Annotated in this window: 15 protein-coding genes and 1 riboswitch; of the genes, 8 read left to right on the top strand and 7 right to left on the bottom strand. The window is 66.8% G+C overall.

The window, feature by feature from the left end; all coding sequences use genetic code 11:
- Window positions 1-101: 101 nt before the first annotated feature.
- The gene (locus GX414_11035) at window positions 102-2,636 is read right to left on the bottom strand and encodes a protein kinase (GenBank protein NLI47628.1); all 2,535 of its coding nucleotides are present in this window, start codon (window positions 2,634-2,636) and stop codon (window positions 102-104) included.
- A 173-nt stretch (window positions 2,637-2,809) separates the two neighbouring features.
- On the opposite strand from GX414_11035, the gene GX414_11030 reads away from it, so the two are divergent.
- On the top strand, window positions 2,810-4,045 hold the full coding sequence (locus tag GX414_11030; protein ID NLI47627.1) for an MFS transporter: 1,236 nt from the start codon (window positions 2,810-2,812) through the stop codon (window positions 4,043-4,045).
- 10 nt (window positions 4,046-4,055) lie between these two features.
- Here the strand turns inward: GX414_11030 and GX414_11025 are convergent, their stop codons facing one another.
- Window positions 4,056-7,304: a hypothetical protein gene (locus GX414_11025; protein NLI47626.1), complete on the bottom strand. Its 3,249-nt coding sequence runs from the start codon at window positions 7,302-7,304 to the stop codon at window positions 4,056-4,058.
- A 119-nt stretch (window positions 7,305-7,423) separates the two neighbouring features.
- Window positions 7,424-8,017 (bottom strand): DNA-3-methyladenine glycosylase I, encoded by a 594-nt coding sequence (locus GX414_11020; GenBank protein NLI47625.1) that lies wholly within the window; start codon window positions 8,015-8,017, stop codon window positions 7,424-7,426.
- Between the two features lie 149 nt (window positions 8,018-8,166).
- Between GX414_11020 and GX414_11015 the strand changes: the two genes are divergently transcribed.
- Window positions 8,167-9,504, top strand: a complete 1,338-nt coding sequence (locus tag GX414_11015; protein NLI47624.1) for a DUF1565 domain-containing protein — start codon at window positions 8,167-8,169, stop codon at window positions 9,502-9,504.
- A gap of 42 nt (window positions 9,505-9,546) precedes the next feature.
- Here GX414_11015 and GX414_11010 read toward each other — a convergent pair whose 3' ends face one another.
- From GX414_11010 to GX414_11000, 3 genes are all read right to left on the bottom strand, one after another.
- A complete protein-coding gene (locus tag GX414_11010) occupies window positions 9,547-10,323 on the bottom strand; it encodes a class I SAM-dependent methyltransferase (GenBank protein NLI47623.1) in 777 nt (258 codons plus the stop codon).
- Window positions 10,324-10,420: 97 nt separating this feature from the next.
- Window positions 10,421-11,629: a hypothetical protein gene (locus GX414_11005; protein NLI47622.1), complete on the bottom strand. Its 1,209-nt coding sequence runs from the start codon at window positions 11,627-11,629 to the stop codon at window positions 10,421-10,423.
- A complete protein-coding gene (locus tag GX414_11000; protein NLI47621.1) occupies window positions 11,626-13,182 on the bottom strand; it encodes a radical SAM protein in 1,557 nt (518 codons plus the stop codon). The genes GX414_11005 and GX414_11000 overlap by 4 nt, the downstream gene beginning before the upstream one ends.
- Before the next feature lie 206 nt (window positions 13,183-13,388).
- Between GX414_11000 and GX414_10995 the strand changes: the two genes are divergently transcribed.
- From GX414_10995 to GX414_10970, 6 genes are all read left to right on the top strand, one after another.
- On the top strand, window positions 13,389-14,933 hold the full coding sequence (locus GX414_10995) for a M20/M25/M40 family metallo-hydrolase (protein ID NLI47620.1): 1,545 nt from the start codon (window positions 13,389-13,391) through the stop codon (window positions 14,931-14,933).
- A 45-nt stretch (window positions 14,934-14,978) separates the two neighbouring features.
- Window positions 14,979-15,488 carry a YkgJ family cysteine cluster protein gene (locus GX414_10990; protein ID NLI47619.1) on the top strand — a complete coding sequence of 170 codons (510 nt, stop codon included), beginning with the start codon at window positions 14,979-14,981 and terminating at the stop codon, window positions 15,486-15,488.
- A 104-nt stretch (window positions 15,489-15,592) separates the two neighbouring features.
- Window positions 15,593-16,897, top strand: a complete 1,305-nt coding sequence (locus GX414_10985) for a metallophosphoesterase (GenBank protein ID NLI47618.1) — start codon at window positions 15,593-15,595, stop codon at window positions 16,895-16,897.
- A gap of 38 nt (window positions 16,898-16,935) precedes the next feature.
- A riboswitch (cobalamin riboswitch) is annotated at window positions 16,936-17,121 on the top strand.
- Window positions 17,122-17,147: 26 nt separating this feature from the next.
- The gene (locus tag GX414_10980; GenBank protein ID NLI47617.1) at window positions 17,148-18,119 is read left to right on the top strand and encodes an ABC transporter substrate-binding protein; all 972 of its coding nucleotides are present in this window, start codon (window positions 17,148-17,150) and stop codon (window positions 18,117-18,119) included.
- On the top strand, window positions 18,119-18,916 hold the full coding sequence (locus GX414_10975) for an ABC transporter ATP-binding protein (GenBank protein ID NLI47616.1): 798 nt from the start codon (window positions 18,119-18,121) through the stop codon (window positions 18,914-18,916). The genes GX414_10980 and GX414_10975 overlap by 1 nt, the downstream gene beginning before the upstream one ends.
- Window positions 18,913-19,923: an iron ABC transporter permease gene (locus GX414_10970; GenBank protein NLI47615.1), complete on the top strand. Its 1,011-nt coding sequence runs from the start codon at window positions 18,913-18,915 to the stop codon at window positions 19,921-19,923. The genes GX414_10975 and GX414_10970 overlap by 4 nt, the downstream gene beginning before the upstream one ends.
- Window positions 19,924-20,018: 95 nt before the next feature.
- Here the strand turns inward: GX414_10970 and GX414_10965 are convergent.
- Window positions 20,019-20,431: (Fe-S)-binding protein (locus GX414_10965; protein ID NLI47614.1), on the bottom strand; the 413-nt coding region annotated here is incomplete at its 5' end.

Here is a 20,431-nt window from a genome sequence, read left to right as displayed (position 1 = left end):
CGCGCGAATTGTTGTGTTGCAAATAGTTGCATTATGATGAATATGTTGCGATCAAACGCAACGATATGCAACCCTAATTTTGTTTCTTAAGCAGATTGGATTTAAAGTGATCGAGTTTTTCGGTAGACGATGTCCCGGAGAAATTCCTTGAGTTCTTCACTGGCGGGGCTGAGCGGGATGAGCGAGTTGACGATGTCCAACGCTTCGTCGATCCGCTGCTCCTTCAGGGCGATGCGCGCCTTCTCCATCTCCGCCTTGATGTGCTCCTCTTTTTTGTTTTCCATGTCCAGGTTGTCTCGCAGTTCCTGGAACACGGGCTCGTCTTTCAAGAGTATGAGGCTGAGGGTGCTGTCCAGGAGCGCGGCGGCCTCTTGGAAGGAGCCCGTGGCAATGGCTTTTTCGATTTTCTCCTGCTGCAGGCTGACCAGACGCTTCTTGAGTGCCTGCGACAGGGTGATCAGGGCGTCCTCGTTGGGGAACCGGTCCATCAGGCACAGGGCGAGCTCTGCCGCTTGGTACAAGTCGCCGTTTTTCTCGAGACGGTCAAGCTCCTCGAGGCCGGCCAGCAGTTCCTCGCGATCACGCGTTTCCTTGTCGGACTTGATCTTCAGGTAATTGGTGTACAGGAACGTGTGCTCCGGATTCTGCGCCATGAGCTCGCGGATGATCTCCAGCGCCTTGTCATAGGCGCCCTTCGAAGCCAGGTTCACGGCGTTGGCCAATCGGGACTGGCTGCATTCAAGCATGTCCTCGTTCTGGAAGCTCAGGCGCAGGTTGTCCAGCTCATGCTTGAAGATCGTCACCTGCTTCTCGTTCGGATACGCTTCGGTGACCAGCTTGTACAGCTCCTCCGCCTTGCCGAGATCGCGCGCGTCCAGCGCCTCGCGGATCTCGCGGAACGACCGCTGGAGCTCGATCTGATTGGCCACTTCGATCATCTTCTCTTCGAATGCCGCCGTGCCAGGGAACTTGTCCAGCAGTTTCATGAGGTAGATCTGGGCCTGTTCCGTCTGATCGGACTTGAGCAGGGTGTTGACGATCTTGATCTGATCGCTGACGAAATGCTGCATCGATTCCTGACGGTCCTGTTCCAGTTTGGTGGCCATCAGGGTGTTGTACTTCTCGACAAGTTCCCGGTTTTTGGAATACACACGGAGCAGGGGCCGCAGCAACGCCACGGCTTCCTCCAATCGGCCCGACTCCTCCAGCGGAATCAGCTGTTCAAACAGGGAGGCGATGTCGCTCTTCTCGCGGCGGTTCTCCAGATGCTCCCTGCGGACGATATAGTCTTTCACCTTGCCGAAGAGGCGGTTTCCCGCGTCGATATGAGCGGCGAGTTCGTCCCAGCTGCCGCGGTTGGCCAGCTTTTCACCCTCTTCGGCCCACTCGTTGATCTGCCAGGCCGACTCCCGCGTGGAGATCAACCGGTCCAGCTGGCTGATCTGAGGTGACGATGGATCCAGTTTGAGCAGCGTCTCCAGTTCCAGCCGGGCCAGCTGGAAGTTGTCCTCATCGAGGAGTCGCAGCGCGTCCTGGTAGTGCTTTTGGAACATGGCCCGCTTGTCGAAGGATTCTTTTTCCTGGCGCAGTTGGCGGTAGTAGGTCTGGAATTCGGGATCGTGCTGATAGGTCTTGTTATGCTCCTTGAGGAGCCCGATCGCCTCGGTCAGCCGGCCGTCCTTTGCCATCTCACGGCTTTGGTGGAGCAGCTCGTTCAGCGTCAACCAGGATTTGGTGTCGGACCCTTTCTTCTCCGCAGCCTTGGTCGGAGCCGCCTGGTCCGCCGTCACGGTATGCTGGAGCTGGAGGGTGTCGTCGGCCGCGACCGTCGCATAGAGCTGGGACAGCACCCGGCAGAATTCGTCGAGGTTGGGAAAACGCTTCTCGCGGTCTTTCTGAAGGCTCCGCAGAACGGCGGTCTCCAGCGCCGCGGGACAGTCGTCGCGGATGGTCCGGATGGGAATGGGCGGCTTGTTGAGGATGGCCTGAATCGTGGTGGGGATGTCTTTTTCCAGAAACGGCTTGTTGCCCGTGATCAGCTCGTACAGGATCACCCCGAGCGAATACTGGTCCACGCGGCCGTCCACCTTCTGACCGATGATCTGTTCGGGAGGCATGTAGCCGAGCGAGCCCAGCAGCATGCCGGCCTGGGTCATGGTGGACGTCAGGACATGGGCCACGCCGAAATCCAGGATTTTCACCAGACCGTCGGAGCAGATGAAGATGTTGGCCGGCTTGATGTCCCGGTGGACGACCCCGTGCTGGTGGGCGTAATGCAGCCCCTTGCTTGTCTGGATGGCGATGTTCAGGAGCTTCCGGTAAGGCCAGCGCTGGTTGGACTGCATCATGGTCTTCAGGTCGGTCCCGCTGAGCAGCTCCATGACGATGTAGGGCGTCTTCTGCTCCTCGCCCAGCTCGAAAATGGTGATGATGTTCGCGTGCCGCAGGCTGCCGGCCGCTTTGGCCTCGGTGTTGAAGCGCTTGCGGAGCTGCGGGTCCGTCATCAGTTCGGACGTCATGGTCTTGATGGCGACCTTGCGCTCGAGGGCGGTGTCGAAGGCGATGTAGATCACGCCCATCGAGCCCTTGCCGAGGGTTCCCTCGATCTGGTACTTGCCCAGTGATTTGTGTTGCATGCCGCCCGTTCCGATCGGTCGAGAAAGACAAAGTCATTATAGCAAACGGGCCACTTGTGACAATCGTTTTCCGAATTGCTAAAATGTATTCCGCTCGGAGCCAGCGGATTTTGGGGCAAATCCGGGTGGTCCCGCTAGAGCGGAACGAAAATCGCGGGGTTTAGGCCACCGCCATGCTGCAACATGTGATCAGCCTGTACCGGGATGCGTTCGCGGGATTGGCGCGAGAGACCTGGGTGTTGGTGGCGGTGGCGCTCGTCAATCGCGCCGGAACCATGGTGCTGCCCTTCCTGACGCTGTATCTCACCCGGGAGCTTCGCTTCGACAAGAGCGAAGCCGGATGGGTGATCTTTGCGTTCGGCATCGGGTCGGTGATCGGCACCTTTGCCGGGGGCCGGCTGAGCGACCGGGTGGGGGCGATCCCCGTTCAGCTCGTCAGTCTGATCGCCGGCGGGGCGGGTTTCCTGCTGCTGGGGCTGCTGCGCACGGCGCCCGCGCTCATGACGGGTTTCGCCGCGCTGGGAATGCTGGGCGACGCGTTCCGGCCGGCCTGCATGACGGCCGTGGCCGAGTCGGCGGCGCCCGAGACGCGCACCCGCGCCTTGACGCTCCTCCGGATGGCCATCAACCTGGGCATTACGGTGGGGCCGCTCGTCGGGGGCATGCTGGCCCTCGTTGATTACTTCTGGCTGTTCGTGGTGGACGGGAGCACCTGCTGCCTGGCGGCCGCGCTGCTCTGGGTGACGGTGGGCCGCCGGTACCGACGACAGGGCGCTGCGGCGGCTCCGGTGACACCGGCTCCATCCGGACCGCCGGCGCGGAAGCGGGACTGGCCGTTTTTGGGGCTGCTGGCCGTGTTGTTCGGGCTGGCCATGGTGTTCTTCCAGACGATGGGGACCCTTCCGCTGTACTACCGGGAGCATTTCGGCCTGCTCGAAAACCGGATTGGGATGCTGTTCGGGCTCAACGCCCTGATCATCGTGATGGTGGAGATGGTCCTCGTGCATCGACTGCAGCAGTGCGATCATCTCCGGATGATGGGCTGGGGCTGCCTGTTGGTCTGTCTCGGGTTCGGCCTGATGCCGTGGGGCTCGAGCTGGCCGTATGTCGTTTTCACGGTGCTGGTCTGGACCGCCGGCGAGATGCTGGCGCTGCCGTTCGCCAACAGCCTGGTGGCGGCTCGTGCCGGCACGACCGATGTGGGTCGGTACATGGGGGCCTACACGGCGCTGTTCGCCGTGGCGCTGGTGGTCGCACCGGCGACTGGGCTCTGGATCTACGCCCGGTTGGGCGGCACCGTCCTGTGGTCTGCGGCCGGTGTGCTCGGGCTGGTCCTCTGGGTCGGATGCGCGTTCCTGGCGCCGCGGTTCCGCGTGCACAGGCGCCCGGTCAATCCGGCCGGACGCTGAGCGCCGCCGCTCACGGTGCGGTCGAGTCGTCCAGGGGGACAGCCACTGCATCCGGTTTTCCGAACCGGATGGTGAACCGCTCCTCCGGATGCGGCCCCTTCGCCGTCACCGCGTCTCCCTTGAAGACCGCCCAACCGCCCAGGTCGCGCTGGAACCGGCGGGTCATGGCATGGAGCTGAAGCTGGGAATTGGCGGTGAACAGGTAGAGGGCCCGTCTCGGATTGAAGGGGTTGGGGAGCACGAGCACCAGTCCGTCGTCCGGATCGGCGTAGACGCGGTCCTGCCAGCGGAACCAGTTACGGCCGAAATCGACGGGCAGTCGGCCCGACTGGGCCAGACTTGCGGTCAGGACGTTGTCGCTGGGGCTGCCCAGAACGATCAGGTCATGCGCGGCCGCGTCTGGCGTCGAGAGCTCGCAGTCCTTGCACACCGGCGCCAGGACCTCGGCGTACGCGTCGGCCAGCGTGAGGGCCCATCGTTCGGCGGCGGAATGGTTCGCCTCCACCTGCCGGTTGGTCCCGTAGACGATCCAGGTGTCATGGAAATCGTCGATGAAATTGGACCAGGTGTAAAACCGCTCCCGGTTCACGGGGATATCAAAGCCCGGGTTGAAGGTGATCGCGTCGGGTGGTTCCGTCAGCGTGAAGCGGAACTCCTGGGCCGGCGCGTCAACTTCCAGGACTTCATGGCGGACCTTCTGGCCCGTCCGGATGGCCAAGGCGGTGATGAAATGGTACGGTGTCCCGTCCTGGCGGACGGTCACGGTGAGCGTCAGACCGGAGTCGGTGGTGGCGGAGACGGCCGCAGTGATGCGAGGATCCGGCAGGTCGTCCCGGTCGGTCCACTGGCGGACGAATGTCGCCAACTCGCGATCGGCGGCCAGACCGGCCGTCGCGATGAACTGGGCGGTGGTCATGGGCGTGTCGGCGTACTGCTCATGCACCGCGTCCATGACCCGGGCGAACGCCGCGTTGCCCAGCAGGAGCCGGAGCTGGTGGAGCAGGTAGGTGCCCTTGATGCGCGGCACCTGGTACGGTGTGTAGCGGTCGTAGGCCCGGCGGGCCGCGGCGGGGGTCAGCGTGCCCTCCCGGCCGGTCAGGTACAGGTACCGGTCGTTCAGCTCGCCGAAGGTCCGGAGCAGATGGGTTTGCGCGTCTGCGGCCTTCTCCGGCAGGTCCCGCAGAATCCGCCAGTAGGCGGCCGAGCCGGAGACGAACCAGTTGTCGGCGTCGGTGGCCGGCGCGACGGTGTTGTGCCACAACCGCTCGCGCGGGTAGGCCAGCCAGCCGGTGATCGCCTGGCGGTCCGTCTCCGGATCGGCCGGTCGGGCCGGCGGCTCGGGCGCCTGGGCCCGGGCGGCGTGCAGCCGTTCGGTGATGACGACCGGGCTGAAGGCCGTCCAGCCCAGGGCCAGGTGTGGTCGCGCGCCCGGCAAGTCGGGGATCCAGCGGCCGCCGACGGTTTTGTCCCGCAAGGTGGCCTTGCCGTGGTGCGCCAAGAAGACGAGCTGCTCAGCCATCTCGGCGGTGGTGACCTTGGCGTCGCACGCGTGGGCGCGGTTGATGGGCGATGAGGCGGCGAGGTTGACCGCGGCGATGGAATCGATGCGGCCGTCGCCGTAGCGGCGATAGAATTCATTGAAGGCGACGTCGCGGTTCCAGGCGCTGAACGCGAGGTCGTAGGGGGCGTTTTCGGGGTGGGTGACGTACTCCCGCGTCACCGCCGGGTCGCGGTTGTTGTTGTTGGCCCAGATGAAGTCGCGCAGGCCGCCCGGCGTGTCCGCGGCGACGGAGGCGGTGCCGGTACGCCACAGCCTCGAGGCGTGGGTGCCCAGCAGCAGGACGGCGCCTTCGTCGGTCTTGGCGTCGGCCATGGTCCAGTCGTTGGTGTACAACCCGTTGTTGTGCTCGCGCAGGATGGCGCAGGCTTCGTCGATGCTCGACGCGTACTGGGCGGCCTTGCGGATGCGGTTCGCCTGGGGTGTCCCCTCGGCGTTGAACGGAGTCTGCCCCACGGTGGTTTCCCCGATGACGAGGCCGGCCGCGTTGATGTAAAAGTCGGCACCAGAGTGGATGCCGCCGGGGAATGTCTGGTACACCAGCCGGTGGCCGGCGCTGGGCTGGACGTCGACGACGATGTTCCAGTGGACGCCCGTGTAGCCGTTCCACATGAAGAGCTGGTTGAAGACGAACCGGCCGTCCGTGGTGGCCGAACGGGTGGCCACCATTGAGGAGCAGCGGTTCCGGTCGGCCGGGACGTCCATCTCCTCCTCGGGCTTCAGCAATTTCCTGCCGCTTAGCGCGTGGGGGGTGCGATCCAGCGCGTCCTCCAGGCTGTCGAGATCGATGAATGCGTTGATCGTGACGATGTCCACCAAATCCAACGGCCGGCCGTCGTAGCGGGCGCCCGCGGCGGCGGCTCCGTCGGCGATGCCGCGCATCTCCAGGAGGAACTCCTCGTCGAACCGGCGGAGGAAGAGGGCGTCCGCCATGAAGCGCAGCTGCTGCCAGCCGCGGGCCGGCTCCTGGGCGTGGCGCTGCACGGCCAGCTTGGACAGGTACTGGACGATCTCGTCGGCGACCAGCGAGCCGTACTGGAAGCCGCGGGCGTACGGTTCGCCCTCGATGTGGACGAAGGTCCAGCCCTGGTCGTCGTAGCGGTAGGCCGGCCCGTGCCAGCGGACCGTCTCCAGGGGGATGAACTCGGCGATATCCGTCACTTCCTCGAGACGCAGCTCGTCGAACCAGGCGCGGCCCGTGGCGGTGCCGTTGCGGCCCAGGTGCAGCTGGACGCGGTCCACGCCCTTCGTGGCGATGAAGACCGTGCTTACCGCGGTCCAGTCGGAATCGGCGCCCACGGCCGGAGCGTGATTGGTGAAGGGGAAGGAGAGCATGCTCAGGGTGGCGGGCACGGCGGTGGGATACCGGCTGAGCGGGTCGGACAGTGCCTCCTCGGTCCGGATCCAGCCGCTGAGCCGGTAGATGCGCCCCACGGTCAGTCGGATCGGTTCGGAAGCGACCGTGACGCGTTCCGGGCGGGGACAGTCGATGAGCAGACTGGCCGTGCCGGCGTGCCGCACGGCGGCGCTTCGGGTGACCACCGCTGCCCCGGGCGAAGCCGGCTCGGTGACCTGCCAGCCGGCGGGTGTCGCGCCTCTGCCGGCGGTCTCGAACCCGGCGTTCGTCAAGGCCGGCGGCTGGGCGGCGGCCGGCAGCGCCGGCGGCGGAGCCGCCCACAGACTGGCGGCCAGCGCAATCACGGCGGCTCCGAGAGCCGGCGATATCCGGCGTGCGCGTCTCGGGCTAGGGTGCCGTTGCAGGGGGGGAGGAACCAGGCGTCGGTCGGGTTGCATCATGTCGCTCCTTCGGGGACTGGGGGTCAGATCGTGGTGTCGGCGGCCAACCGCCGGATTTCCGCGTGCCGGTAGCAGCTCACCAGGTGGTCGTTCACCATGCCGGTTGCCTGCATGTGGGAATAGACGACGACAGGACCCGCGAAGCGGAAGCCGAGCCGGCGCATCTCCCGGCTGATCGTCGCGGCCAACGGCGTCCGGGCGGGTACTTCCCGGAGCTCCCGCCATCGGTTGACGACGGGACGGCCGTCGGTGAACGACCAGATCCACCGGTCGAAGCTGCCGTGGGCCGCCTGCACCTCGAGGAACACCCGGGCGTTGACGATGGCCGCGTCCACCTTCAGCCGGTTGCGGACGATGCCGGCGTCCGCCAGCAGCCGCCGCCGGTCCCGTCCGTCGAAGCGAGCCACCCGCTTTGGATCGAAGCCGGCGAAGGCGCGCCGGAAATTGTCCCGCTTCTTCAGGATGGTCAACCAGCTCAGGCCGGCCTGAAAGGTCTCCAGGACAAGAAACTCGAACAGTCCGCGGTCATCGTGCAGCGGGACGCCCCACTCCAGGTCGTGGTATGCTAGGTACAGCGGATCACCCAGACACCAGGCGCAACGCGGTTTGTCGTTCACTGGCGCTCCTGCCGCCCGGATCCGTGCCGGCCGGGCGGGTCGTCTGGCAGTATACGATATCCGGATGAAAAGTTCTGCCGCGGCCGTCTATTCCGGTCGGGAATCCGGGTGGCGGATCAGGATCTGTATTTCGAGTCAAAGGAGGCCATATGAAAACTGTGCGGGCTCTAGCCGTCTGTGTCGGGATGATCGCCCTGTTGGGGATGATGGCGCCGGTCCACGGCGGCGCGGACATGCTGCTCAACCCGGCCGGCGGCAAGGTCTGGTTCGTCTCGGCCAAGACCGGTAGCAACAGCAACCCGGGAACGCAGGCGCAGCCGTTCAAGGACATCGACAAGGCGATCAAGGTCGCCCAGGCCGGCGACACGGTGGCCGTCGCCGAGGGTGTTTACAGCGGCACTTTCAACATCGGCTACATGGAAATCGACAAGCCGCTCAAACTGTACGGCAGCTTCGCCCAGGATTTCTCGGCGCGCGACATCCGGCGCACGCCCACTCTGTTCCAGCCCGACAACGCCAGCGCGGGGAATGCCCGGAAGGCCGTGCTCACCTTCACGCGCGAGATTGACGGCGCGGTGGTGGACGGGTTCGTCTTCGACATGGGCCTCCGGAACGCCTACTCGCCGGTCGAGGGAAAACCGGCCGGGTGCGAGACGGGGATGCTGCTGCTGCCGCCGGAAAAGGGGCCCGCGGCCAACGCCACGGTGACGGAACCCATCCTGTCGGTGCCCAGCGCGGCCAACGGCGGCGAGCTGCTCATTCAGAACAACGCGTTCATCAACGGCGCCAGCTTCGGCGTGCAGATCGGCCTGCGCAGCGGGACCTGCCGCATTCTCAACAACGTGTTCGTGGCCAACCGCATGGCGGCCATCGAGGTGTACGGCACCTGCCGAAACACCGGCGGTCCAAAGACGCTGACCTTGTGCGGCCAGGTGGAGATCGCCCACAACACCATATTATTCAGCTGGAGCCGGCTCAAGGATTTCAAGGACATGGGCTACGGCGTGCGGGTGATGACCAAGCTCGAGTACAACATCCACCACAACATCATCGGCGGGAACATCCAGGGCGGCGTGGACCACACCCGGTTCAACAAGAACGAGTGGGTGCGGATGGACGACAACGTGTTCTTCGTGAACAAGACGGCGGACCTGTCGTTCAGCCCGGCCAGCAACACCATGCTGGATCTCCGGGTCAACCAGTTCGGTGATCTGGAGTTCGCCAGCGCCCGCGGCAACCGGGAGGAAATCCCCAAGACGCTCCCGGTGGACAAGAGCTACCTGGAGGGTTATCTCAGTGCGCGGTATTCGGAGCAGGCGGACTTCGACCGGAACTCGCCGGCCAACCAGTGGCGGTCCATCCTGGGGCTCAATCTGCAGGGCAAGCTGACCACGAAGGTCTCGATGTTCGGGAATCGGTACGCCTGGCAGAAGGCGCTGGAACTGTTCGGCGCGGTGCCCGGCGTGGGCGCCCAGTCATTCCGTTGATCGTAGATGCCGGCCGGCGGACGCCTGGACGGGCCGTCCGCCTCAGGCCGGCATCGATGGCTTTCGGGCCACCAGCAGGAGCTGGTCCGATTGGCCGGGATCGAAGGGGCGGCCGTCGTAGCCGTTCCAGCGCGCCGCCTCTTCGAACCCCGCGGCGGCCGCCATCCCGGCTAGGCTGTCGGGACCGAGGGGGCGCTGGGCGGCGGTGAGCACCTGGGTGTCCGCCCGGCCGTCATCAGCGCGGCTCACCGTGACCAGGTGCAGATCGATGACGGACTCGTGGTGGTGAAACACCCGGAGGGTGGTGACGGGGCGTCCGTCCAACTCCACGATAATCGCCGGCATGATCTTCAATCCCGCGGCGGCCACGCGGTCCCAGTTGAACACGTGCACCACTGCGATCCCGCCGGGGCGCAACACGCGGTGCATGGCGCGCCAGGCCGCCGCCACGTCGTCGTCGGACGGCGCCAGGGTGAGGGAGTTGCCGATGCATAGGACGGCGTCGAAGGCCGCCGCCGGACCGAACGCCGCGTCCAGTCCGGTGAACGAGGCGGTTCGGAAATCGGCGGCGACGCCGGCGGCCCGGGCGTTGGCCCGGGCGGCCTCGATCATTTGCGGGGACTGGTCGGAGCCGCAGGCCTGGTATCCCCACTGGCTGAGGGCGATCACGTGCCGCCCGGTGCCGCAGGCGCAGTCGAGCACCGTCTGGACGCCCGCCCCTTCGAACAGGCGGCGTAGAAACGGCCCCTCCTTGGCCAAGCGGGTCTCCCAAGGGAACATCCGGTCATAGATTGTCGAGAACTCGTTGAACACGGTCATGGATTTCTCCTGACGGGGAAGCGTTCGCCAGCCGGTGTGAACGCCGGCCTGTCCCTCGTGGTTTGGGATAAGCAGAGTCGATGGCTCTGCATCATGGTTATCCGTTTCCGCCGGTTTTGATGTAGGCTTCATGACGGTTCCGGAAGATGACCTTGCAGCGGGCACAATCCCGATAGAAATGTCCGCTGAACAGACCGTCCCGATACCGCCAAGCCTCCTCGCTGTTCCAGATGGCGGGAAAGTCCTCCGCCAGCAGGTTGCCGATCCGGGTCTCGCCCTCGCAGCAGAAGAACACGTCACCGTTCTCGAAAACCTGGACCTGCCGCCAGGGGTAATGGCAGGGCAGACTCATGTCGCGGCGGGGCGGCCGCCCGATGAACCGGCGGCCGTACGCCCCGATGAACCGGATCAGGCGCTCGCGGAAGAGCCGCGGATCGTCGCGGAGCATCCGCCCCGCCCGAACCACCAGCGGCGGCCGCCGCTGGAGCGGGCGTAGCTTCTGCGTCAGCCGGTTCGCGCCCCAATTGCCGCTGACACGGGTGTTGAGCTCCGGCCACATCTCGCATTCAACGGGGATGCCGACGGTGTGGGCCGCCCGAACCTGCTCGTGCGCCAGACGGGTCAAGTCGGGATCCTGGAGGATCGATTCGGTCTGCAGTTCCCGGCTGAACACCCAGAGGCTCTTGTATTGGATCCGTGAAGCATCCAGTTCGCGGGCCAGGCGGGCCGCCGGGACGATGTCATCCAGGTTGCGCCGCATGACGATGAATCCGATGACCAGCGTCTCCGGTTTGCCCATCTCCCGGCGCACTTCGCGGATGAAATCCAGATTGCGGCGGATTAGTGGGAACCGGCTGCCGGTCATGACCCGGTCGTAGCTGCCCACGCCGTTGAGCGAGATGTGGACCTCATTGAAAAACGGCAGCAGGTGGGCGGTGTGCTCCCGGCTGGAGAAACAGGTGCCGTTGGTGAACGTGAGGAGGTAGGCGTCGCGGTGCCACTCCCGGATTTGCGCCAGCCGGTCCAGGATCCGCCCGGCGAACAAGGGCTCGCCGCATCCGCCCAGGTTGATGATATCGGCCCGGGCGACGAGCGGTTGCAGCCGGTTGAACACCTCATCCGGCATGTCGGTGAAGGTGGCTGGATCGACTGTCGAACCCTCCATGTGGGCGTTGCACATGAAGCAGCGCAGGTTGCAGCGGCTGGTGAGATCGAGGATCAGCGAACGGGGATATTCCTCCGGCCTGGGGGTCTGGTGCCCGCCGGAGCCCGCCCGCTGCGCCTCGTGTCTGAAAGAGGGATTCATCGCCGCAGGCTCTCCCGGGCGGCTTCAGACGGTCGCGCGAGCGTCGGCACGAAGAACGGCGCGTGGTTGGAAGTGAACTCGGGCGGCGTCCGGCGCAATATCTCTGCGATGGCCGGCTGCCGGTTGAACTCCCGATCCAGAAATCTCCGGACCGCCAGGCGGTCCCAGCCCAGCGGATGCCGATAATCCTCGTACAGCGACAAGTCGCCGTCGGAAAACGGCCGGGTGTCCAGCGCGGCCGCCTCATCGCACCCGCGCGGCAGGTTGAAGATGGACACGTTCAAGAAGCCGATCGCCGCCGCGTGCGCGGCCGCGAAATCCAGCGTGTGCCGGGCGGCCGGCTCCGCCTCCCACGGCGTGCCGAACAGCAGGTAAACGTACGTCCCGATCCCCGCCTCGCGCAACCGGTGCAAGGTCAAGCCGGCCGCCGCCAGGTCGATGCCCTTGCGCATCCGGGCCAGAACGTCCGGGTCGCCGGACTCCAGCCCCAGTTGCAGCATCCGGCAACCCGACCGTCGCAGCGCGCGGCAGAAATCCGGCTCAGCCAGTTCGGGGGTGAAACGCGCGAATCCGTACCATGGCGCACCCGGCGGATCGGCGATGAGGGCGCGGAGCGCCGCCGGGCTCAGCGCGTTGTCCAGCAGGTGGACGAGCGCCGGCCGGTATCGGACGGCCGCCTCGCGCAGGCGCGCCGCCGCGTCTGCGGGAGTCCAGGCGAGGTACCGCCGGTCCTCGGTGCGCTCGGAGCAGAAGGCGCAGCGGTTCCAGTAGCAGCCGTCCGAAAAGCTGATGCCCAGGATAAGGCCCGGCGCGAGGTATTCCTCCCCGCGGAACGGATTGAAATCCGGCACGGGAAAATCGTCCGGCTCGCCCGGCAACTCCGCCGCCCGGAGCAGCGGGCGCTCGCCGGCGCCGGCGATCCATTCGTCAGCCAGGTCGCGGAACGGATCGGCCCACCCCGGCCGGCCCAGCCATGAGCTCACCAGGCCGCCGCCCACGAGGATGCGCACACCGGGGTGGTCGCGGCGGAGAATCCCCAGCAGGGCGAACGCACTCAAGGCCTGGTTTAAAAAATTGATGGAGAGGCCGACGATCCGCGGCGCGGTCCCGGACAGCGCGCGGTCGAGGTGCTCGCGGAAAAAGGCGCACAACGGGTGGTGCTCGGGCGCGGCGGCCTGGGCGATCAGATCGGCGCTTCGCAACGGCGACCGGGCCGGATCCGTGTAGTCGGCCAGGCGGATGCCTACGCCGGCGGCGTCGCCGTGGGCCTCCAGGAGCCGGCTCAAACCGCGGACCGCGGTGGTGTAGGTGTCCAGGCGCCGGTACGTCGTCGCGTCGCGGATCGCCGCCAGGTTGCGGTCCCGCTGCTTCACGGCCCGCCGCGTCCAGGTGTCGCCGGCCGGTGGATCCGCGCCGATGAGGTGCAGTTGCGCGTCCAGGTTGAGATCCAGCACCGCCGCGCGTCCGCCGGCGGCGGCGACCGCCCCGGCCAGGCGGGCGAGCCCGGCGGGCGGCTCGGACGCCTTGGTGAAGGGCGGATGGATGAGCAGCATGCGATGACCTCACGGCGCCGGACGGGGTCGGCGGGCGCCCGGACCGGGGATGACTACGGGGGCATTGTAGCAGAGTCGTTCGAGCCGGTGAAGCTCGCCGCGCCTCTCGGGTGTCGCCGGGATCATCCAGTGATGAGTTGACCGGCGCAGAGCCGGACTCTACAATCAGCACCATGACGGATCCAGCCAGTTTCACAGGAGGCGACATGCAGCGAGGAAGCCACCGCCGATTAGCCCGGCTCTATGTGATCGGAATCATCCTGATCCAGTTGGCGTGGGCGGCCGTGCGCTGTCCGGCCGCGCAGACAACCGGCGCCTCATCCGCCGCGGACCAGCTCGTCGCCCTGACGCACCGCATCGGAAGCGACGAGCTGATGGGAACCGTGCGGGAGCTGTGCGACCCGAAGTATGACGGCCGGCTCACGGGCACGCCCGGCTACGACACGGCGGCCGAATGGGTGATCGACCGCTTGCGTACGTGGGGCTACCGGCCCGGCGGCGAGAACGGGCGGTGGACGCAGGATTTTCACAACCCATACACGCAGGTCATGGCGCACGGTGCGCTGGCGCTGCGGCTGCCTGCCGGCGCCGACGGTTGGATCGAGAAAGCATACCGGTACGAGGACGAATACTACCCCGGGGCGACCTCCGGCACCGGCGAGGTCACCGCGGAGGTGATCTACGCGGGCTACGGCATCACCGCGCCGGAGCTCGGCTACGACGACTACGCCGGGGTGGACGTGCGGGGCAAGATTGTGCTCGTGGATGTTGAAGCGCCCGTGGCCCCGGACGCCGGCGCCGACGCGTTCCTGAAGTGGCGGCCTTACAGCTTCCACCAGTACAAGGTGGCCAATGCGTGGAACCACGGCGCCGCGGGGATGCTCTACCACTATCACATCGTCAACCCAAACTGCGCCTATATTCCCGGGCTCGGCTTGACCTATGTGAGCCGCGCGGTGGTGGACGACCTGTTCGCTGGGACCGGCCGGGACTGGAAGGGCACAGTGGCGGGCATCCGTAAAAACTTGCAGCCGGCTTCATTCGCCACAGGCAAGACGGTCCGGATGAGCAACCGCACCGAGCACCATCCGGCGGGCGTCGGCTGTACGGTGGTGGGTTGGCTTGAGGGCGCCGACCCGGCGCGGCGCCATGAGACCATCGTGGTGGCGGCCCACCTGGATTTCCTCGGCCGAAATCCCGAACTGCTGATGGGCGCCAACGACAACGCCTCGGGCGTGGCGGTGGTGATGGCCGTGGCCCGGGCGCTGGCGCAGTCGCCGGTGCCGCCCGGCCGCTCGGTGGCGTTCGTCTTTTTCGGGGCGGAAGAGCAGGGCGTGCGGGGATCGGAATTCTACCTGGAGCAGCCGCTGTTCCCGCTGGCGCAGACCGTGGCGTGTTTGAATTTCGACGGCGTGGGCGTCGGCGAGGAGATCCGCGTGCTCGCCGGTTTGAATTTTCCGAAACTGTGGGACTATTTCGACCGGGCCAACGGGCGCTGGGTGCACCGGACCTGCGAGCCCTCGCAGACGGCGAACCTGGGACGTCAGCGCCTGGACGCCGCGCACTTCCTGAAGGCGGGGATTCCCACGCTCTCCTTCAGCACCGGCGGCGGGCCCGAAGGCGGCCCCCCCACCTACCACACCACCCGCGACCGGCCGGAGATTCTGAATCCGGAGATCATGGAAGACCTGGCGCGGATCGTTTTTCGCGGACTCGTGGAGCTGGCGGCGGACGACCGGCCGCTGCACTGACCGGCGGCGAGAACGCCGGCAGGATCCGTTTGTGGTCAAGGCAACATGATGAACTGGTTCACCTGGTATGATCTGGCGGTGCCCGTGGTTCTGGCGCTGGCGCTGGGCGGCGGCTTCGTCGCGGCCGAACGGTGGCCGCCTCTCCGGGCGGCGTACTATCGCTCCATCCGCTGGTTCCTGGCGCCCGTCGTGGCGATGTCGGGGCTCCTGACGCGTTGGGAACGGCGTCTCCGCCCGCCGCGGTGGAAGCTGTCCGGCGGATGCAACCGGTGCGGCGAATGCTGCGAACTGCTCGCGGTGAGCATCACCCCGTCACTGGCGCGGCACCCGGCCGCCGTCCGGTTCGTGCAGCGGTTCCATGAGGTGAACTACGAATTCGTCTATGAGGGGTACGAGGCGGGGAAGGGCCTGCTGTTCGGGTGTCCCCACCTCGGGCCCGACCGGCTCTGCCGGATCTACGATCGCCGGCCGCGGCTGTGCCGCGAATACCCGTCGGCGTACGCGGCCTTTCCGCCGGACCTGCCGTCTGCTTGCGGCTTCCGCTTGGAGGAATGATCAATCCACCCGTCCGGGCGCACATCTAACAGCCTGCGGACCGGCTGTGGAAACATTGAAGGCCGGTCCTTCGTTTATAGTGGTGAGCGGCCGGGAGACGCCCCATGACCAGCGTCCGATTTCTGATTCCTCTGGCCATCTGCATCGGTCTGGACATCTACGCTTACCAGGCCGTTCGGGTGATCGCCAACCGCTGGCGGACACTTGGCTGGGCCCGCCGCGCCTACTGGTGGGTGCACGCGTTGTTCTACCTCGCCCTGGTTGTCACGCCGCTGGCGGCCATGGCGGGCCACCGCCTGCCGCCGCGCGGGTATTTCTACCTGATCACCGTGTTCGTCTTGCTGTACGTGCCCAAGCTGGCGGCCGCGGCGGTGCTCCTGCTCGAGGACGCCAGCCGGATGGTCCGCTGGATCTGGCAGCGGCTGGCCCGTTGGCTGAGGCCCGCCCCGTCGCCGGTGCCGGCGGCGCAACCGGCGGCCGGCATCAACCGGAAGGAGTTTCTCAGCCTGACCGCGGTGGCGTTGGCGGGCATCCCGCTCGCCGGCATCGTGCACGGCGTGGTGCGCGCGCGGTATGCCTTCACCGTCCGCCGGGAGCGCGTCACGCTGCCCGGTCTGCCACCGGCTTTCGACGGCTTCCGGATCCTCCAGTTGTCGGATATCCACGTCGGCAGCTTCGACGACCTGGCGGCGGTGCGCGACGGCATCACACTGGCCAACGCCCAGGGTGCCGACCTGATTGTCTTCACCGGCGACCTGGTGAACGACGTGGTGGATGAAGTGGGCGCGTACGGCGAGGTGTTCGCGGCTTTGCGCGCGCCGCTGGGCGTGCTCTCCGTGCTCGGGAACCACGACTACGGTGATTACCGTGCGTGGCCCAGTGACCGGGAGCATACGGCCCACTTCCAGCGCATGCTGGACTGCCATGAAGCGCTGGGCTGGCGGCTGCTCCGGAACGAGCACGCGGTGTTCGCACGAGGGGATGATCGCCTTGCCGTGATCGGCGTTGAAAATTGGAGCAACCGCCACGGTTTTCACAAGCGGGGTGACCTGGAGCGGGCGACCCGGGGTTTGCCGGTTGGGGCGGCCCGGATCCTCCTCACCCACGATCCCTCCCACTGGGACAGCGAGGTGCGACCGAATTTCGGCGGCATCGGACTGACTTTGTCCGGCCATACTCACGGCTTCCAGTTCGGGGTGGAAGTGCCGGGCTTCCGCTGGAGCCCCGTGCAGTACATGTACCGCCAGTGGGCCGGTCTCTACCGGGAAGGCGGGCAGTACCTCTATGTGAACCGCGGCTTCGGCCACGTCGCCTTCATGGGCCGGGTGGGGATCCGGCCGGAGATCGCCGTGATTGAGCTGGTGCGCGAGTCACCCGACGACCACGGTCCCGGACCGGATCTGGCTTGACAGTCCCGCCGCCGCTCCTTAGAATCAGATCGGATGTTTGAGCGAAACCGTTGACCGGTGCCCTCGGGCGAATTGGGAAGGTGGTGCGAATCCACTGCGGGCCCGCCGCTGTGACCGGGGACGAAGGCCGCACATCGCCACTGTCCGGACGGATTTCGGATGGGAAGGCGCGGCCGGAGGACGATCCGGAAGCCAGAAGACCGGCCGGTCGATGTTTTCACTGGACTCCTCGCGGAGACAGGATACAGTGATGCCCTGCTGGCTTTTCACCCTCGCCGGCCGGCCCGAAGCATTCGGGCCGGCGCTCATCACCGATCTACCCAACCGTCGCCCGACGGGACAGTTTCTGCTCCGATCCCCGTGCAGCCGGTGGGCGCTGATCGTCTTGGCTGCCGCCCTCTGGACGGCGCTGCCGGCGGCTGCGCCGGCGCCCGGCGCCCGCCGGGTGGTGTGCATGGCGCCCGCGTTCACGGAAATCTGCTTCGCGCTGGGCCACGGCGACGCCGTGGCCGGTGTGACCGACTACTGCGACTTTCCCGACGCCGCCCGGCGGCTGCCCCGCGTGGGTGGCTTCCTCAACCCCAACCTCGAGGCGATCATCCGGCTTGCGCCCGACCTCGTGCTGCTGGTGCCCGAGGAGGCGGAGCTGGCGCAGCGGCTGGGCGCGCTGAGAATCCGCACCGAAGTCCTCTCCCTGTACACGCTGGCGGATATCGAGCGCGCCATGCGCGTCGTTGCCCGGCGGCTGGGCGATCCGGCGGCGGGCGAGACGCTGGCGCGCACGTGGCGGCGGGAACTCCAGGCGGTGGCGCGGGAAAGCCCGGCCGGCGCGGCCCCGCGGGTGATGGTGGTCGTGGGGCGCAACCCGTCCAGCCTGAACAACGTGTTTGTGGCCGGCCCGGCGACCTTTCTTGGCGAGCTGGTGCGGCTCGCGGGCGGCCGGAACGTCTACCAGGGGAAAGTTCGCTATCCCAGCCTGTCCTTGGAGGGGATCGCCCACGCTGACCCCGAGGTGATCGTCGAGATGTACCCGGGAATGAAGCTGGATGCCGCGCAGATGGCGGCGCTGGCGCGCGACTGGGACCGGCTGCCCGCGCTGGCCGCCGTGCGGAGCCGGCGCGTGCATGTCCTGGCTGACGCGTACCTGGCCATCCCCGGCCCGCGGGCGGTGGCCATCGCCCGCGCCCTCCGTAGGTGCATGACCGGGAAGGGAGATCCGTGATGACCACCGAGTTCCTCGAGGTGAAGGACTTGGGCTACACCCCCGAGGGGAAGCGGGTGCTGGCCGGCGTGTCGTTCGACGTGGGCGAGGGCGAGTTCGTCTCGGTGCTGGGACCGAACGGAGCCGGCAAGTCGACGCTGCTCAAACACCTGAACCGCCTGCTGCCGGTCCGGGAAGGGGCGGTGCGCCTGCGGGGCCGGCCGGTGGCCGACTACGCGTTTCGCGCCCTGGCTCGCCTCCAGTCGTACGTGCCGCAGGCCAAAGGCTACATCCCGCCGTACCGCGTGGCCGAGTTCCTGCTGATGAACCGCTTCCCCTATCTGCAGGCGCTGGGAGCGCCCGGACCGCGGGATCGGGCCGTCGTCGAGGACGCGCTGGCGCAGGTGGCCATGACAGAATTCCGCGACCGGTTCCTGGACACGCTCAGCGGCGGCGAGCGCCAGAAGGTGTTCATCGCCGCCGCCGTGGTCCAGGAGACGGGCCTTATCCTGCTGGACGAGCCCACCACCTTCCTCGATCCGCTGCACGCGCAAGAGATTTACCAACTACTCGGACGGCTCCATGCACCGGGCGGAAAAACGATTGTCATGGTCACCCACGACGTGAATGCCGCCTTGGCGCTCTCGAGCCGGCTGCTCTGCCTGAAGGCGGGCCGGGCGGTCTATTTCGGTCCGCCGGCGGACTTTTTGGCTGGACGGGTACTCGATATCCTGTATGACACGCCGTTCCGGCGCTACGAATGCCCCGACGATCCGACCGGACCGCCCGCCTACCTGCCCGGGAGGTCCGCGCCATGAACCGCGCATCCCGCCGGCCGCTCTGGATCGCCGGGCTCCTGGCGACGGCCCTGCTCGTGACGCTGATCCTCGCGCTCGCGGGGACGCCGGCCATCTCGCCGGCCCGGCTGCTGGATCCCGCCTTCACCGGGAGCGCGGACGGGCGGATCTTCTGGCAGCTCCGGCTGCCCCGCGTCCTGCTGGGCTTTCTGGCGGGTGCGGCGCTGGCCATCGGCGGAATGGTCTTTCAGGCGATGTTCCGAAACCCGCTGGCGACGCCGTTCACGCTCGGCGTATCCACCGGCGCTTCGTTCGGAGCCGCTGTGGCGGTGAAGCTCGGGCTGGTGACCGGCCTGCTCGGATTCTCGTCGGTCAGCCTGTTCGCGTTTCTCGGCGCTGCGTTGACTGTGGGCGTCATCTATCTGCTTGCCACCGTGAAGCGGGAGTTCTCCACCGAGGTGATGCTGCTCGCCGGTGTGGCGCTGAGCTTTCTGTTCTCCTCGGCCATCCTGCTCGTTCAGTACCTCAGCGATTTCACCGGCTCCTACCAGATGGTGCGCTGGCTCATGGGCGACCTGAACGCGGTGGGGTTCGAGCGGCCGCTGCAACTGGCGGCCGTGCTGCTGCCGGGCGCCCTGGTGGTGCGGTGGCTCTGCCTGGACCTGAACCTGATCCTGGTGGGTGATGACTTCGCGCGCAGCCGCGGGGTGGACGTGCGGCGGGTGCGGCTGGTGCTGTTCGGCGTGGTCTCGCTGCTCACAGGGGTGGTGGTTTCGTTCTGCGGGCCCATCGGGTTCATCGGGATGATGGTGCCCCACATCCTCCGGCTGCTGCTGGGGGCGGAGCACCGGTGGCTCTTCTGGGGGAGTCTCCTCGGCGGCGGGGTGTTTCTGGCGTGCTGCGACTGGGTGGCCCGCGGGCTCATCTTCCCGGCGGAGATGCCGGTGTGGATCATCACGGCCCTTCTGGGCGGCCCCTTCTTCCTCTGGCTCCTCATCCGCGGCCGCTCCAGCCGGTACTTCATGTGACCGGCTGCCGCCTGGCGGCAACGCCAGCCGCATCCGCCGGACGCAGCTGGTGATGCGGCAATGTCTTGCGATTGCCCGCGCCCGGCGGGCGCGACCTACTTTGCAGGGAGGACCAGAGCATCGGCGACAAGCTCGCAGACGGTCTTGATCGCCACACCCAGCTTGTACTCCTTGTTTAGTTCGGAGAGCTGGTCCACGCAGTTGTGGCATGGCGTGGCCACGACCTTCGCCGCTGTGGCACCGATCTGGTCCGCCTTGATCCGGCCGGCCTGGAGACGGCGCTTGGCGTAACGGGTCATGGCCAGCTGACCGCCTCCGCCGCCGCAGCAGAAATTCTTCTCCCGGTTAGGCGTCATCTCCGTGAAATCGCTCACGGCCCGTCGCAGGATGTAGCGCTGTTCCTCCACCACGCCGCCGAGACGCACCAGGTTGCACGGGTCGTGGAGCGTCACCCGCTCGGTGTTCTTCGACGGATCCAGCGTGAGCCGGCCCTCGCGGATGTATTCCG

This window comes from Acidobacteriota bacterium, assembly GCA_012517875.1.
Classification (GTDB): Bacteria; Acidobacteriota; JAAYUB01; order JAAYUB01; family JAAYUB01; genus JAAYUB01.
This window is presented reverse-complemented; position numbering and strand designations above follow the sequence as displayed.

Excerpts from the sequence above, each read along its gene's own strand:
- GX414_11005 (NLI47622.1), bottom strand. The coding sequence starts at position 11,629 with ATGAATCCCTCTTTCAGACACGAGGCGCAGCGGGCGGGCTCCGGCGGG.
- GX414_11030 (NLI47627.1), top strand. The coding sequence starts at position 2,810 with ATGCTGCAACATGTGATCAGCCTGTACCGGGATGCGTTCGCGGGATTG.
- GX414_10995 (NLI47620.1), top strand. The coding sequence starts at position 13,389 with ATGCAGCGAGGAAGCCACCGCCGATTAGCCCGGCTCTATGTGATCGGA.
- GX414_11010 (NLI47623.1), bottom strand. The coding sequence starts at position 10,323 with ATGACCGTGTTCAACGAGTTCTCGACAATCTATGACCGGATGTTCCCT.
- GX414_10985 (NLI47618.1), top strand. The coding sequence starts at position 15,593 with ATGACCAGCGTCCGATTTCTGATTCCTCTGGCCATCTGCATCGGTCTG.
- GX414_11000 (NLI47621.1), bottom strand. The coding sequence starts at position 13,182 with ATGCTGCTCATCCATCCGCCCTTCACCAAGGCGTCCGAGCCGCCCGCC.
- GX414_10980 (NLI47617.1), top strand. The coding sequence starts at position 17,148 with ATGCCCTGCTGGCTTTTCACCCTCGCCGGCCGGCCCGAAGCATTCGGG.
- GX414_10990 (NLI47619.1), top strand. The coding sequence starts at position 14,979 with ATGATGAACTGGTTCACCTGGTATGATCTGGCGGTGCCCGTGGTTCTG.
- GX414_10970 (NLI47615.1), top strand. The coding sequence starts at position 18,913 with ATGAACCGCGCATCCCGCCGGCCGCTCTGGATCGCCGGGCTCCTGGCG.
- GX414_10975 (NLI47616.1), top strand. The coding sequence starts at position 18,119 with ATGACCACCGAGTTCCTCGAGGTGAAGGACTTGGGCTACACCCCCGAG.
- GX414_11015 (NLI47624.1), top strand. The coding sequence starts at position 8,167 with ATGAAAACTGTGCGGGCTCTAGCCGTCTGTGTCGGGATGATCGCCCTG.
- GX414_11035 (NLI47628.1), bottom strand. The coding sequence starts at position 2,636 with ATGCAACACAAATCACTGGGCAAGTACCAGATCGAGGGAACCCTCGGC.